This is a genomic window from Candidatus Devosia phytovorans (genome assembly GCA_029202405.1).
GTDB lineage: Bacteria > Pseudomonadota > Alphaproteobacteria > Rhizobiales > Devosiaceae > Devosia > Devosia phytovorans.
The window spans coordinates 3,427,281-3,441,007 of sequence record CP119312.1; the positions used below are offsets into that span (position 1 = coordinate 3,427,281).

Consider the following 13,727-nt stretch of genomic DNA (forward strand, 5'->3'; position numbering starts at 1 on the left):
GTTACTGCACCCGGATGCGCGGATTGATGAGGGCGTAGAGCAGGTCAACGATCAGGTTCACCGCCATGACGATGAGGGCGATGATCAAGAGGCCAGACTGCACCACGACATAGTCGCGCTTTGAAATGGAATCGATCATCCACTTGCCGATGCCCGGCCAGGTGAAGATGGTTTCGGTGAGAATGGCGCCGCCAAGCAGCAGACCGACCTGCAGGCCGATCGTGGTGACGACGGGGATCAGGGCATTGCGCAGGGCGTGGACGTTGATGACGCGGCGGGGCGACATGCCCTTGGCGCGCGCCGTGCGGACATAGTCCTCGCCCAGCACTTCGAGCATGGCCGAGCGGGTCTGGCGGGCGATGACGGCGAGCGGAATGGTGCCCAGAACCACGGCCGGCAGGATCAGGTGGCGCAGCGCCGAAACGAAGGCGGGCCAATTGCCGTAAAGAATGGTGTCGATCAGCATGAATCCGGTGATCGGGCGCAGGAAGAAGCTCAGTGCAATGCGGCCCGAGACCGGCGTCCACCCCAGATAGGTGGAAAAGAACATGATCAGCAGCAGGCCCCACCAGAAGATGGGCATGGAATAGCCGGTGAGGGCCACGCCCATGGTCGCCTGGTCAAACCAGGAGCCGCGCTTGACGGCGGCGAGGATGCCCGCCGGAATGCCGATCGCCACAGCCAGCAGCATGGCAACCAGCGCCAGCTCGATCGTGGCGGGGAAAAGCGTCATGAATTCGGTGATGACCGGACGCTTGGTGGCCAGGGAAATGCCGAAGTCGCCCTGCAGCACGCCGCCCAGATAATTGAAATATTGCTGCCAGATGGGCAGGTTGTAGCCGAACTGCTCGCGCAGAATCTCGTAGCGTTCCGGCGTTACGCCGTGTTGCCCGGCCATGGCCAGGATGGGATCACCGGGGAGAACGCGCACGAAGGTGAAGGCGCAGATGGAAATGCCGATGATTGTCGGAATGACCAGCGCCAGTCGGCGCAGCAGATAGTTGAGCATGAGCGGGCTTTACCCTTGTCCAGCCGGAGCCGAAGCGATCCGGACGGCACTAGTTTCCTGTTGACCGGTTCGGCGGTTCCGTTGTCCGGAACTCTTGGAAAACCAGCACGTGTTCTAAAAATCGGAGCCCCGGTCCGCTGAAGCGGATCGAGGCTCCTATCGTCTTGCCGTAAGGCCTCAGGCCTTACTCCTGGACGTCGACGTCCTTGAAGCTGTGGCTGCCGAGCGGGCTCATAACATAGTTGAGCACGGTCTTCTTCATCGGCATGAACACCTTGGAGTGAGCGATGGTCATGGCGGGCTCTTCAGCCTTGAAGATTTCCTGGGCCTTAGTGTAGAGCGCAGTACGTTCTTCGGCATCAGAGGTTGCCTTGGCAGCCTGGATGGTGGCTTCGAACTCGTCGTTGCACCAGCTCGAGTAGTTGGACACGCCGATGGCCGAGCAGGAGAACAGGGTGGCGAAGAAGTTGTCCGGATCACCATTGTCGCCGGTCCAACCGATCATGAACGGGCCCTTGCGGTCGGCAAGCTTGCCGCGTTCGCGATATTCGGTCCATTCGTAGGTCACGATGTTGGCGGTGACGCCGACAGCGGCCCAGTCAGCCTGGATCAGCTCAGCCATGCGCTGGCCATTCGGGTTGTAGGGACGCGACACCGGAATCGCCCAGATCTCGGTGGTCAGGTCGGTGACACCGGCTGCCTCGAGCAGCTTCTTGGCTTCTTCGGGATTGTAGACGTCGGCTTCGATGGCGTCGTCATAGGACCACATGGTGGGCGGGATCAGGTTCTTGGCGTCCTGGCCGGCACCCTGGTAGACGGCATCGATGATGGCCGACTTGTCGATGGCCATGGTCAGTGCCTTGCGAACGTCCGGATTGTCGAACGGCGCCTCGGTGGTGTTGTAGGAGAGGTAACCGATATTGAGGCCTTCGCCTTCCTGCACGGTCAGGTTCTCGTCGCCCTGGAGGGCTTCAAGATCGGCCGGAGCCGGATAGGGCATGATATCGCATTCACCGGCCAGCAGACGCTGGGCGCGAACCGAAGGATCGGTGGTGATGGCGAAGATCAGGTCATCGACCGGCTGCTTGCCTTCCCAGTAGTCGGGGAATGCGGAGTAGCGGATGACGGTGTCGAGCTGGTAGTCGACGAACTGGAACGGACCAGTGCCCACCGGCTGGGTCGAGAAGGCAGCGAGATCGCCGGCGGCTTCGACCTGGTCGGCATATTCCTTGGAGACGATCGAGGCGAACTGCATGGCAAGGTTTGCCAGCATGGGAGCGTTTGCTTCGGTCAGGGTGATCTTGACCGTCAGATTATCGACCTTCTCGATGGACGAGAGGTACTTGGGCATGTCCATGCCCTGGAAGTAGTCCCAGGTCATGCCTTCGAGATAGGCATGCCAGGCGTTGTCTTCCTTCCACTGACGCTCGAACGAGAAGATCACGTCGTCTGCGTTGAGGTCACGCGTGGGCGTGAAATAGGGCTGGGTGTGCCACTTGACGCCGGGGCGCAGGTGGAAGGTGTATTCCAGACCGTCTTCGGAGATTTCCCAGCTCTCCGCGAGAGCGGGAATGATTTCGGTGGTGCCGGGCTTGAACTCGACCAGACGCTCGAAAATCGTGTGAGCCGATGCGTCGAAGTCGTTGCCGCCGGTCAGCGGGCCGGGATCGAAGTGGGCGGGCGAGGCTTCCGAGCAGTAGATCAGCTGCTTGGCCTGGGCGGCACCGGCGGCGAGCGCCATGATGGCCGTTGCGGTCAGCAGCGTTTTCATCAATTTCATTATTGTTGTCTCCCGATATTCCTGCGCACCCGGCTTGCCAACCGGGGCTTGGGCGACACCAAAGCGTAGAATCCCCGATCGTGCAACTCCGGAGTTTGACCATTTGGTCAATCTGATGACAACGGGAACAGGCTTCCACAGGATTGGACGGTTTTGAAATGAATGGTTCGGCTGGCGATTGCCCGCTTGACCCGGTGATTGGCCGGGTGATCCATTCTCTGCATGACCCAATCGATCGCCACCATATCGCTGCTTGTTGCCGACTACGACGACGCCAAAAGTTTTTATTGCGGCAGGCTCGGCTTCGATCTTGTTGCCGACACGGACCTCGGTGGCGGCAAGCGCTGGGTGCTGGTGGCTCCGGCCGGTCAGAGTGGTGCGCAGCTGCTGCTGGCCAAGGCGGATGGCGACGCCCAGAGCGCTGCCATAGGCAATCCGGGCGGCGGGCGCGTCATGTTCTTTCTCAACACCAGCGACTTTGCCAAGGACCACGCCGACATGATCGAACGTGGTGTGCGCTTTCTCGAAGAGCCCCGCCATGAAGCCTATGGCACGGTTGCAGTATTCGAGGACCTCTATGGGAACAAGTGGGACCTCATAGAGCACGCCAAGTCCTGAGACTGCTGCCCGTTTTCAGAACCGAACCCAACGCTGCCCAAGGCGTTGTTCAGCCATAACAATGGAGAAATATCATGGATCGTCGCCCGCTTGGCCGCAGTGAACTCGTCATCGAACCCCTGGTTCTGGGCGGCAATGTCTTTGGCTGGACCGTGGACGAGAAACTGGGTTTCGACATTCTCGACGCCTATGTGGACGCCGGCTTTACCGCCATCGATACGGCCGAGGGCTATCCGAACTGGGTGCCGGGCAACCCGCCGGGGATGAGCGAGACGATCATCGGCAAGTGGATGAAAGCCCGTGGCAATCGCGACCAGGTGCATGTCTTCACCAAGGTCAATTCGGCCAACAAGCCGGGTGGGCTGGGCGCCGAGGCGATCAGGAACGGGATCGAAGACAGTCTCAAGCGCCTCCAGACCGACTATGTCGACCTCTATTTCAGCCATTGGCCAGACCCGCAGACCGAGCACGAGGAGACACTGGGGGCCTATGATCCGCTGGTCCGTTCGGGCCGAGTGCGGGTGATTGGCGCATCCAACTACACGTCGCAGATGGTCAAGGATGCCAATGAGACGGCGGTGATCAAGTCGCTGCCGCGCTATGAAGTGCTGCAGCCGCGCTACAATCTGTATGATCGCGCGGAATTCGACGCGCTGCGCGATGTGGTCACCGAGGACGATATCGGCACTGTGGTCTATTACAGCCTGGCGTCAGGGTTCCTGACCGGCAAATACCGTTCGAAGGCCGATTTCGGCAAGTCGCAGCGTGGCGGCGTTATCGAGAAATATCTCGACGCCAAGGGCGAGAAGATTCTTGCCGCGCTCGACACGGTGGCCAAGGCCAATGATGCGACGCCGGCAGAAGTGTCGCTCGCCTGGCTCGTCGCTCAGCCGGGCGTGACCGCACCCATTGCCTCGGCGACTTCGGTGGAACAGGTCAAGAGCCTCGCCAAGGGCGTGCGGCTCAAACTCAGCGATGCCGAGCTGCAGACGCTGACGGACGCGGGGAAATAAGAGTACCCCCACCTGACCTCCCCCTGAAAAGGGGGAGGGATTGCCTCCACTCGTGGGCACAATTCAGCCACCTACGCCGCGCAGTCCCTCCCCCTATCAGGGGGAGGATAGGTGGGGGTATCCCTACCACTCAAACTCCGGCCCGTTTTCGCGACCACCCATCAGGAAGACGTCGCTCATCAGGCGCAGGGGCGCGGCGTCGACATCGCTCTCGCCGCGTTCCAGCAGCGCGGCGAAATGGTCATACATGGCGGCATATTCGCCATCACCATGCTGCAGCACCAGTTCGCCATTGACGGTCAGCGAGCGTCCGCCGCTTTCGAGCTTGATCTTCGTGCCCTTGCCGGTCTCGACGCTGAAGGTCCAGATCTCGCCGCTCTCTTCGAGCCAGTTGAAACCGGCCGACAGCTTGGGCTGATGCAGTTGGCCCGACTTGAAGGCGATCTCGACGTCAACCGGTGTCTGTCGATTGACCGGGAAGGTCAGCCTGGCGCTTTCCACGAAGACCGGAAAGGGCATGATCTTGGTGAAGATCGAGAAGGCATTGATGCCGGGATCGCAAACGCCGAAGCCGCCCGGCTCCCAGACCCAGTCCTGCCCCGGATGCCACTTGCGCACGCTTTCGCGCCAGTCGATGCGGACAGATTTGACGCCCTCATCGGCCAGGATTGCCCTGGTGCGATCGACCGGCGGATTCCACTGACTGTGCCAGGTCTGGTAGAGAATGCGATCGAGTCTTTTGGCGTGGTCGATCAGGTCATCCAGCTCGGAAATCGTGGTGGTGGGCGGCTTTTCCATCATCACATCCTTGCCGGCGTCGAGCGCCTCGCGGACATATTGATGGCGGATGCCGGGCGGGGTGCAGATCGAGACCAACGATACATCTGGTAGCGCGGCATAGAGCTCGGCGGGCGTCTTGAAAGCCGGCAGGCCATTGTGGCTCAACCCGCGCGTCGAGACCGTCGCGGCCAGCTCGAAATGGTCCGATGCGTCGATCACCGGCAGATGCTGGTCCTGGGCGATCTTGCCCACGCCGATAACGGCAATCTTGCGCTTGGCCATGAAAAGGCTCCCCTCAGAAATCGGTCCGTATAGAACAGAGCCCACCCCGGTCTGCCAAGGGGATTTGTATGATTATTTTGGAGCTTCCCAGAGTTCGATCGGATTGCCTTCCGGATCGTGGATGCGGGCAAACCGGCCGGTCTCGGGCGTATCCCATTCGGCGCGCGTTTCCGCGGCAATGCCAGATGCACGCAGATCCGTGAGCAGTGCATCGAGATCATCGACGCGGAAATTGATCATCCATTGCCGCTCGGCGGGGAAATAGTCGCTGTCAGACTTGAAGGGCGCAAAGACCGTCATGCCGGCCTCCTGCGTCCAGAAGCCGGGCACGCCAAGATGAATTTCGTACCATTGCCCCAAAGCCTCGGCGTCCTTTGCCCGAAAGAACACGCCGCCAATGCCGGTCGCCCTTGCCATGTGATCCTCCCCGATCAGAAGACGAGGATAGCACGGAAGTCGTTGACATTGGTGCCCGTCGGGCCGGTGACCAGCAGGTCGCCGATGGCATCAAAGGCGCTCCAGGCGTCGTTGTTGGCAAGAGCCACCAGCGGGTCGATCCCGGCCTTGCGCAGGCGGGTCGCGGTCTGACCATCGGCAAAGGCGCCGGCATTGTCTTCCGAGCCATCAATGCCATCGGTATCGGCCGCCAAGGCGGTAATGCCCTCGACGCCATCGATGGCAATGGCGAAGGCAAGGAGGAATTCGGCGTTGCGACCGCCCCTCCCCCCCTTGCCGCGCAGGGTCACCGTGGTCTCGCCGCCCGAGAGCAGGACGACGGGCTTGGTGAATGGGCGATTGCGGGTGACGACTTCGCGGGCCATGGCGGCAAGCACCTGCGCCACGTCGCGCGACTCGCCCTCGATGGAATCGGAAAGGATGGCCGCCTCGACGCCGCGCTGGCGCGCCAGGTCCGCCGCGGCCTCGAGCGACAGGGTGGCCGAGGCAATGGTCGAGACGCTGTTGCGGGCAAAGGCCGGATCATCGGGCCTGGGGGCGAGATTATCCTCGCCGGCCATGATGCCGTGAGCATGGGGCGGCAGGTTGAGTTTATGGAGATTGGCATATTTGCGCGCCAGTTCGCGCGAACCAGCGAGGGGAATGGTTGGCCCCGAAGCTACCACCGCCGGGTCATCGCCCGGCACATCGGAGACGACCAGCGTCGCCACGCGGGCGGGCGCGCATTGCAGGGCCAGCCTCCCACCCTTGATGGCGGAGAACTGGTTGCGGATGAGGTTCATCACCGAGATCGGTGCACCAGAGGCCAACAGCGCCCGGTTTATGTCCTGCTCGTCATCGAGCGTCAGTCCGGGCGCCGGAGCTGGCAATAGCGCCGAGCCGCCACCCGAAATCAGCGCCACGACGAGATCATCAGGCCCAAGGCCGGAGACCATTTCCAGCATGCGGCGCGCCGCCAGATAACCGGCAGCATCCGGCACGGGATGCGCTGCCTCGACGATCTCTATGCGCTCGCAGGGCGTGGCATAGCCGTAGCGCGTCACGACAAGGCCGGTGAGCGGGCCGTCCCAGGCCTCTTCGAAGGCCCTCGCCATCTGGGCCGAGGCCTTGCCAGCACCGATGACCACGGTGCGGCCCTTCGGCCTGTCCGGCAGATGGCGTTTCACGCCCAGCTCGGGCTGGGCCTGAGCCACGGCGTGGCGAAACATTTCTTCGAGCAGCGCGCGGTCCATCATTCCTCCCGACTTGCGATTCTCCCGTCACAAGGGTAGCCAGCATGAGCGTGCCTGCACAGGGTGTCAAAGTCCGACACGGATAGTGCGTAGCGGCAGGGACAGGAGTTTCGATGGCCGAACGTTTCGCGATCTATTTTGCCCCATCTGCCACCAGCAATCTGTGGGAGCGTGCCGCGACCTGGCTGGGCCGGGACGCCAGCGATGGCGACCTGTTCGATGGCCCGGTGGCGGGCGTTGATCGCGACCGGCTGCTCAACCTCACCCAGTCGGCCAATCGCTATGGCTTTCACGCCACGATCAAGGCGCCGATGGCCCTGACCGAGGACAGCACGGAAGCTGACCTGCGCACTGCGCTGAGCGAATTTGCCGGAAGGCACGAGCCCTTCAGCCTGGGCAAACTGCGTCTGGCATCGCTGCAGGGGTTTCTGGCGCTGCTGGTGGACGACAATGAGCGCCTGCAGGATTTTGCCGCCCATGTGGTGGAGGATTTCGATCCCTTCCGCGCGCCGATGAGCGTCAAGGATCGCGCGGCGCGGGCCGGCAAGGGGCTGAGCGAGCGACAGCTCGAACTGCTCGATGCCTATGGCTATCCCTATGTGTTCGAAGAATTCCGCTTCCACATGACGCTGACCGACCGGCTGGCCGACGAGGACGCCCATGAGATCGCCCAGGCGGCGACCACCTGGTTCGGCCCAGTGCTCGAGGAAGAGATCGTCCTCGACCGGCTGTCGCTGTTCCACGAACCCGACGCCGGCAAGCCCTTCCGCCGCGTGGGTGATTTCAAGCTTGGCGCTGCCGCGTGATGGATTGACGTTGCTGGGGGCACTGGCCATGGTAACGCCCATCGGGCGGCGACTGCTTCGGGTGGAGCAGCGGCGACGTTAAGGGATTGACTGACCCATGGTTCGACCGCTCGGTTCTCTGGTTCTGGTCGTCGGACCCTCCGGCGTCGGCAAGGACACATTGATCGACGGCGCGCGTCAGGCGCTCGACAATGACAAGCGCTTCAGCTTCGTGCGGCGCCTCGTCACCCGCACCTCGGGCCCGACAGGCGAGGAACACGACAATGTCGAACCGGACGTCTTTGCCGAAATGGAGGAGGCCGGGCGCTTTGCCCTCTCCTGGGACGCGCATAACCTGCGCTATGCCTTGCCGCTGAGCGTCGATACCGACATAGCGCTGGGCCGTACGGTGGTGGCCAATGTGTCGCGCCATGTGGTTGGCGAAGCCAAAGCCCGCTATCCGGGCTGCACCGTCATCCTCATCACCGCCGAAATCTCGCGGCGGGCCGAGCGCCTGGTCAAGCGTGGGCGGGAAAATCCGGATCAGATCACGGCGCGGCTGGCGCGGGAAAACGCACCCGTGCCGACGGGCATCAATCCGATCATGATCGACAATTCGGGCTCGATTGCCATCGGCGTCACCGCCTTCGTCATGGCCTTGCGCGGGATCGCCGCGCAGGAATAGCGCCGGGTTGAACCAGTCGCCTTTTGCCGCGTTGAACCCTGACAGTAGCGTCAGGAGTTTTCCATGAGTCGAAATGGTCTTTATGCCGTCATTGCCATCCTGCTGATCGCAGTGGTCGGCTTTGGCATCTACAGCTATCAGCAGCAGCAGGCCCAGCCGGGCATCGAAGTGCGCGTCGATGGCAATGGAGTGTCGATCGATGGCAATGGCTAGCGAAGACGACAGCCGCCGCCAGTCCATCGTCACCGCCATTACCGCGGAGCTGGAACGGCAGGCCAAAGACGGGGAAGCGCGGGTCAATGTGGACGCCTTGGCCGAAGCGATCGACATCGCCCTCGAACCGGTGCCGCCCACGGCCGAAGGCAAACGGCCCTATGAGCTCAACGCCACCAATGACGATTGAGCATCAGGCCTGACGATGAAACAAAGCGCGTCCCCTGACCACCAGATCAGGGACGCGTTCATTCAGAGCGTGTCGTCGGTGCTGCGGATAGCCTGGGACACGGCGAAATGGGCCTTTTCGACCGTCTCGAACTGCTGGCCGTCGATGGCAAAGGCCGGCAACTTGACCGCGACGAAACGGAAGCCTTCGGAATTGGGCACGACGACGCCTTGGGGCTCACCACCCACTTCTATGACGATCGGCCTCTGTGCCTGGGCACTATGTAAACTGCGTTCCTGCATGGGTGGGTGCTCCACTTGCGCATTGCACGGGACAAAAGGGAAAGACTCGCGGAGCTTTCACCACAATTGCCGGCAATGCTGAGATTCTATCGGAAGAGTGAGACGAAGAGGTGACAGAGGTCACATTCGTTTGTTGCGACAGGTCTCTTGCCAGCGTTTTACGCTTTGGAGCTGGGTGGTTACGCGCGCACAACCTGCATGGATGGTGAAGGTAATAGATGGCGTCATCTTCATTCCTTTCCCGCTGGTTGAACGGAGCTAACATCGGCACATGCCGATGCAGTGACGGCAAGATAGGAGTGTTTTTGGGCAATTGCTAGGCCAGCAACGACCCAAGAATACAGATTTATCAGAAAAGACTGCCCTCAATTGGTCGCAATCAGAAAATCTGAACAATTCGGTCATGTTTTTGATGCACGCCCCTCACGCCTTGCAGGACAAGCAAGGCTTGAAGTGCACCGGACAATCTGGTGTGGTCGAGCTTTAAACACGTGACACCGCCGGAAAACGGCGGGCCCCAAGGGATAAGCGAAGTGTCAGAAGACGACGTGCCGGCTGCCAGCAAGGGCAAGCGCGGGGTCAAGCCATCGGGCAAGCCCACGCTCAAGACCATAGCGCAGATGACCGGCTTTGCCGTCACCACCATTTCGCGGGCCCTCAACAATGCCCCCGAGCTTAGCCAGGACACCCGCGACCGGGTGCAAAAGATCGCGGCAGAACTGGGCTACCTGCCCGACCGCGCGGCGCTACGCCTCAAGACCGGCCGAACCAATGTGATCGCCCTGGTGCTCGAGCCGGATGAGCAGATCTATGGTTTTGGCTCTTCCATCGTCAACGGGCTCAGCGAGGCGGTGCGCAATACGGCTTACCACATCGTCATCACGCCGCTGTTCCGCGGCGTCGATCCGATGGAGCCGATCCGCCATATCGTGCGCAACCGCATGGCCGACGGCGTGATCTTTTCCAAGGCCGAGAGCTTTGACGAGCGCATCCGCTTCCTGCTCGACAATGACTTTCCCTTTGTCAGCCACGGCCGCACCAATTGGCCGGAAGGGCATCCCTTCGTCGATTTCGACAACGAGACCTATGCCCACGGCGCAGCCAGGCGCTTGGCTCAGTTGGGATGCCGCAACATCTCGACAATCCTGCCCGATAGCGCCCTCACCTATACCGACCATCTCAAGACCGGCATGGCGCGGGGCGCCAACGAGGCGGGGATCGCCTATGAGTTCGCCGCCGACGTCAACCTGGGCAGCGCGACCGATGCCATCCGCCACTATGTGACCAAGCGCACCAAGCGGCCCGACGCGCCCGATGGCTGGGTCTGTGCATCGGAAGTGTCAGCGCTGGCAGTGATCGGCGCACTCAATGAATGCGGCAAGAAGGTCGGCCAGGACGTGCATGTCGTGTCCAAGCAGGCCTCCGAAATGTTCGCACAGTTCCAGCCGGGCGCAGAGACGGTGTTCGAGGATTTCGTCGATGCCGGCCGCAATCTGGGAAGCCTGCTGCTGCGCCGGATTGCAGGTGAGCCAATTGGCGACCTGCACCATCTGGCAGAACCGAAATTTGATTGGCTGCGAACCGGCCCATAGGGCAAATCCGCTCCAGCGGAGCGAATTTAGGTAAGCAGGCCATGAGGGCTATGCCCGAATGGCGGGCGGACTAACCTTCCAGCTCTTCCCTGAGCAGTTCCAATTCCATCCACTGTTCCTCGGCCTGGGCTTTCTTGGCTTCGGCTTCGAGCAGGGCCTTGGACTTGGCGGCAAAGCCGGCCGGATCCTTTGTGTAGAAATCAGGCTTGCCCAGCGCTGCGTTGATCGCCTTGATCTCGTCTTCCAGCCCATCGATGGTCTTGGGCAGGGTTTCGAGGGCGTGCTTTTCCTTGAAGCTCATCTTGCGCTTGGCGGCCGGTGCCGGAGCCGAGGTTGCCTGGCTGGTCTGGGTGAGGCTGGTCTTGCCGGCGCGATGGGTCTTGGCCGTGGGCTCGCGGGCGGTGACGCCCTCGCCGCGCTGGATGACCATGTCGGAATAGCCGCCGGCATATTCGAGCCAGAGGCCTTTGCCTTCGGCAATGATGACAGAGGTCGCCACGCGGTCGAGGAAGTCACGATCGTGGCTGACGACGATGACCGTGCCGGCATAGTCGGAAACCATTTCCTCGAGCAGGTCGAGGGTTTCAAGATCGAGGTCGTTGGTCGGCTCGTCGAGCACCAGAAAGTTCGACGGCAGCGACAGCGCACGAGCCAGGGCCACGCGCGCGCGCTCACCGCCCGAGAGCTTGCCGATCGGCGTATTGGCCTGTTCGGGCCCGAACAGAAAGTCCTTCATATAGCCCACGACATGCTTGGGCTGGCCGTTGATCTGCAGTGTGTCCGAGCCACCGCCGGTCAGGGCTTCCTTAAGGCGCGTGTCTGGATGGAGCTTGGCGCGACCCTGGTCGAGCATGGCCAGTTCAAGCGCCGAGCCGAGCTTGATCGTGCCGGTGTCGGGCTGGTCGAGCCCGGTCAGCATCTTGATCAGCGTGGTCTTTCCCGCGCCATTGGGGCCGACGATGCCGATCCGGTCGCCGCGCACGACGCGGGTCGAGAAGTCACCGACGATGACGCGATCGCCATAGGCCTTGGAGATATTTTCGGCCTCGACCACCAGCGCGCCGGAGGTGCGGCCCTCTGCGACCTGCATGTTGACCGAGCCGGTGACCCGGCGCTGTTCGCGCCGGTCCTGGCGCAGACCGGCAAGGCGTTCGAGACGGCCGACATTGCGCTTGCGACGCGCAGTGACGCCATAGCGCAGCCAATGCTCTTCGCGCACGATCTGGCGGTCGAGCTTGTGGCGGTCGCGCTCTTCTTCCTCCAGCACCTGGTCGCGCCAGGCCTCGAAGTGGGAAAAGCCCTTGTCGAGGCGGCGGGTCACGCCACGATCAAGCCAGACGGTCGAGCGCGTGAGATCGGAGAGGAAGCGACGGTCATGGCTGATCAGCACCATGGCCGAGCGCATGGAATCGAGCTCGGACTGCAGCCATTCAATGGCCGGCAGGTCGAGATGGTTGGTCGGCTCGTCGAGCAGCAGCACGTCGGGCCGGGGCGCCAGCACGCGCGCCAAGGCAGCGCGGCGGCCTTCGCCACCCGAGAGGTTCCTGGGGTTTTCTTCGCCGGTCAGGCCCAGCGAGCTCAGCAGATATTGCGCGCGATATTCATCGTCACCTGGCCCTAGACCGGCCTCGACATAGGCGAGCGTCGTCGCATAAGCGGAAAGATCGGGCTCCTGCGGCAGGTAGCGCAGGGTGGCGCTGGGCTCGACAAAGCGCACGCCACTGTCATGGGTCACATCGCCCGCAGCGATCTTGAGCAGGGTCGATTTGCCCGAGCCATTGCGGCCGACCAGCGCCACGCGCTGTCCGGGCGAGACAATGAGTTCTGCCCCTTCGAGCAGGGTAGTGCCGCCGAAGGTGAGCTTGATATTTTGAAGCGAAAGAAGGGGTGCTGGAGCCATGGGGCGGATAGAGCACAGGCAGGCGGCAATGAAAAGGCCGCCCAGCGGCACCGGCAAAGAGAAAGGCCGATCAGGACGTTGAGGATCCTGATCGGCCCGGGGAGACGGTAGCAGCAAGCCCCGTCGTCTCGTTTGCTTGGCGGGAGGGTCGCATTCCCCTCGTCCCGTCACCGCCTCGCTATGGCCAGAGATAACCACAGCGTAACATGACTGTCAAACTCATAATTATGACCTGGGCGGAAAATATGCGCGACCGCGGACAGAAAAACAAAAATCCCCGGAGCATGCCGGGGATTTTCAAGAATTCAGATGTGTCAGCCGGTCAGAGCGCGGCGAGCAGCGACTTGTCTTCGGCAACGGCCTGGGCGGTCGAAATGCCCAGGCGCTCACGGATCGAGCGCTTCTTGCTGGCGAGATCGGCAATCGTATAGCCGGCTAGCACTTCGAAAAAGGCGCCAAGAGCTTCGCGCAGCGCGCCATTGAGATCGCATTCGCCGATAAGGGGGCAGTCAGCACCCTCCTCAAAGCATTCCGCCAAGGCGAAATTCTCTTCGGTGAGGCGAATGGTCTCGAGCAGGGTGATGTCCTCAGCCTTCTTGCCCAGCTTGATGCCGCCGTGACGGCCGCGCACCGTTGCCAGCAGGCCATTTTCGACCAGGGGCTTGATCAGCTTGAACAGGAAGAGTTCGGAAATGCCATATGCCTTGGCGATATCGGCGACCCGGCTCAGGCTGGGCTCATTGACGGCGCAATAGACCAGGGTACGGATCGCATAGTTGGATTGACGGGTCAGTCTCACTGCGGCCTCTGAAGCTCGAGTTCGGGAACGAGTCAGATCACCCGTTCTTGTATGCGTCCTTCTTAGAACAGGTCGCAGCTTATAACCATTCTAAAATATGTCAACATAAGTT

15 protein-coding genes are annotated in these 13,727 nt (G+C 61.8%); 7 read left to right on the plus strand and 8 right to left on the minus strand.

Going from position 1 to position 13,727, the window contains the following annotated elements:
• Position 1 precedes the first annotated feature (1 nt).
• Both P0Y65_16800 and P0Y65_16805 read right to left on the minus strand, forming a co-directional pair.
• On the minus strand, positions 2-1,009 hold the full coding sequence (locus P0Y65_16800) for an ABC transporter permease subunit (GenBank protein WEK03832.1): 1,008 nt from the start codon (positions 1,007-1,009) through the stop codon (positions 2-4).
• Positions 1,010-1,193: 184 nt separating this feature from the next.
• Positions 1,194-2,789, minus strand: coding sequence for an ABC transporter substrate-binding protein (locus P0Y65_16805; GenBank protein ID WEK03833.1), 1,596 nt, complete (start codon positions 2,787-2,789; stop codon positions 1,194-1,196).
• 222 nt (positions 2,790-3,011) lie between these two features.
• Here P0Y65_16805 and P0Y65_16810 point away from each other — a divergent pair, with 222 nt between their 5' ends.
• Both P0Y65_16810 and P0Y65_16815 read left to right on the plus strand, forming a co-directional pair.
• Positions 3,012-3,407 (plus strand): VOC family protein, encoded by a 396-nt coding sequence (locus tag P0Y65_16810; GenBank protein ID WEK03834.1) that lies wholly within the window; start codon positions 3,012-3,014, stop codon positions 3,405-3,407.
• A gap of 74 nt (positions 3,408-3,481) precedes the next feature.
• A complete protein-coding gene (locus P0Y65_16815; GenBank protein ID WEK03835.1) occupies positions 3,482-4,420 on the plus strand; it encodes an aldo/keto reductase in 939 nt (312 codons plus the stop codon).
• 123 nt (positions 4,421-4,543) lie between these two features.
• Here P0Y65_16815 and P0Y65_16820 read toward each other — a convergent pair whose 3' ends face one another.
• The 3 genes from P0Y65_16820 to P0Y65_16830 form a co-directional block, all read right to left on the minus strand.
• The gene (locus tag P0Y65_16820; protein WEK03836.1) at positions 4,544-5,482 is read right to left on the minus strand and encodes a Gfo/Idh/MocA family oxidoreductase; all 939 of its coding nucleotides are present in this window, start codon (positions 5,480-5,482) and stop codon (positions 4,544-4,546) included.
• Positions 5,483-5,554: 72 nt separating this feature from the next.
• A complete protein-coding gene (locus tag P0Y65_16825) occupies positions 5,555-5,899 on the minus strand; it encodes a VOC family protein (protein WEK03837.1) in 345 nt (114 codons plus the stop codon).
• Positions 5,900-5,913: 14 nt separating this feature from the next.
• Positions 5,914-7,146 (minus strand): glycerate kinase, encoded by a 1,233-nt coding sequence (locus P0Y65_16830; GenBank protein WEK06825.1) that lies wholly within the window; start codon positions 7,144-7,146, stop codon positions 5,914-5,916.
• A 137-nt stretch (positions 7,147-7,283) separates the two neighbouring features.
• On the opposite strand from P0Y65_16830, the gene P0Y65_16835 reads away from it, so the two are divergent.
• From P0Y65_16835 to P0Y65_16850, 4 genes are all read left to right on the plus strand, one after another.
• Entirely contained in the window at positions 7,284-7,976 is a 693-nt protein-coding gene (locus P0Y65_16835; GenBank protein ID WEK03838.1) for a DUF1045 domain-containing protein, read from the plus strand.
• 97 nt (positions 7,977-8,073) lie between these two features.
• Positions 8,074-8,640, plus strand: coding sequence for a phosphonate metabolism protein/1,5-bisphosphokinase (PRPP-forming) PhnN (gene phnN / locus P0Y65_16840; protein WEK03839.1), 567 nt, complete (start codon positions 8,074-8,076; stop codon positions 8,638-8,640).
• Between the two features lie 63 nt (positions 8,641-8,703).
• Positions 8,704-8,853: a hypothetical protein gene (locus tag P0Y65_16845; GenBank protein WEK03840.1), complete on the plus strand. Its 150-nt coding sequence runs from the start codon at positions 8,704-8,706 to the stop codon at positions 8,851-8,853.
• Positions 8,840-9,043, plus strand: a complete 204-nt coding sequence (locus P0Y65_16850; GenBank protein WEK03841.1) for a hypothetical protein — start codon at positions 8,840-8,842, stop codon at positions 9,041-9,043. The genes P0Y65_16845 and P0Y65_16850 overlap by 14 nt, the downstream gene beginning before the upstream one ends.
• 62 nt (positions 9,044-9,105) lie before the next feature.
• Here P0Y65_16850 and P0Y65_16855 read toward each other — a convergent pair whose 3' ends face one another.
• Complete coding sequence (locus P0Y65_16855) at positions 9,106-9,324, minus strand: hypothetical protein (GenBank protein ID WEK03842.1); 219 nt, start codon at positions 9,322-9,324, stop codon at positions 9,106-9,108.
• Positions 9,325-9,857: 533 nt separating this feature from the next.
• Here P0Y65_16855 and P0Y65_16860 point away from each other — a divergent pair.
• Positions 9,858-10,916, plus strand: a complete 1,059-nt coding sequence (locus P0Y65_16860; protein ID WEK03843.1) for a LacI family transcriptional regulator — start codon at positions 9,858-9,860, stop codon at positions 10,914-10,916.
• A 70-nt stretch (positions 10,917-10,986) separates the two neighbouring features.
• Here the strand turns inward: P0Y65_16860 and P0Y65_16865 are convergent, their stop codons facing one another.
• Together P0Y65_16865 and rirA are read right to left on the minus strand one after the other, a co-directional pair.
• Positions 10,987-12,816 carry an ATP-binding cassette domain-containing protein gene (locus P0Y65_16865; GenBank protein WEK03844.1) on the minus strand — a complete coding sequence of 610 codons (1,830 nt, stop codon included), beginning with the start codon at positions 12,814-12,816 and terminating at the stop codon, positions 10,987-10,989.
• Positions 12,817-13,138: 322 nt separating this feature from the next.
• On the minus strand, positions 13,139-13,615 hold the full coding sequence (gene rirA, locus P0Y65_16870) for an iron-responsive transcriptional regulator RirA (protein WEK03845.1): 477 nt from the start codon (positions 13,613-13,615) through the stop codon (positions 13,139-13,141).
• Between the last annotated feature and the right edge of the window lie 112 nt (positions 13,616-13,727).

Bases quoted from the DNA above. Each gene is read 5' to 3' on its own strand.
- P0Y65_16800 (WEK03832.1), bottom strand. From the start codon at position 1,009: ATGCTCAACTATCTGCTGCGCCGACTGGCGCTGGTCATTCCGACAATC.
- P0Y65_16805 (WEK03833.1), bottom strand. From the start codon at position 2,789: ATGAAATTGATGAAAACGCTGCTGACCGCAACGGCCATCATGGCGCTC.
- P0Y65_16810 (WEK03834.1), top strand. From the start codon at position 3,012: ATGACCCAATCGATCGCCACCATATCGCTGCTTGTTGCCGACTACGAC.
- P0Y65_16815 (WEK03835.1), top strand. From the start codon at position 3,482: ATGGATCGTCGCCCGCTTGGCCGCAGTGAACTCGTCATCGAACCCCTG.
- P0Y65_16820 (WEK03836.1), bottom strand. From the start codon at position 5,482: ATGGCCAAGCGCAAGATTGCCGTTATCGGCGTGGGCAAGATCGCCCAG.
- P0Y65_16825 (WEK03837.1), bottom strand. From the start codon at position 5,899: ATGGCAAGGGCGACCGGCATTGGCGGCGTGTTCTTTCGGGCAAAGGAC.
- P0Y65_16830 (WEK06825.1), bottom strand. From the start codon at position 7,146: ATGTTTCGCCACGCCGTGGCTCAGGCCCAGCCCGAGCTGGGCGTGAAA.
- P0Y65_16835 (WEK03838.1), top strand. From the start codon at position 7,284: ATGGCCGAACGTTTCGCGATCTATTTTGCCCCATCTGCCACCAGCAAT.
- phnN (WEK03839.1), top strand. From the start codon at position 8,074: ATGGTTCGACCGCTCGGTTCTCTGGTTCTGGTCGTCGGACCCTCCGGC.
- P0Y65_16845 (WEK03840.1), top strand. From the start codon at position 8,704: ATGAGTCGAAATGGTCTTTATGCCGTCATTGCCATCCTGCTGATCGCA.
- P0Y65_16850 (WEK03841.1), top strand. From the start codon at position 8,840: ATGGCAATGGCTAGCGAAGACGACAGCCGCCGCCAGTCCATCGTCACC.
- P0Y65_16855 (WEK03842.1), bottom strand. From the start codon at position 9,324: ATGCAGGAACGCAGTTTACATAGTGCCCAGGCACAGAGGCCGATCGTC.
- P0Y65_16865 (WEK03844.1), bottom strand. From the start codon at position 12,816: ATGGCTCCAGCACCCCTTCTTTCGCTTCAAAATATCAAGCTCACCTTC.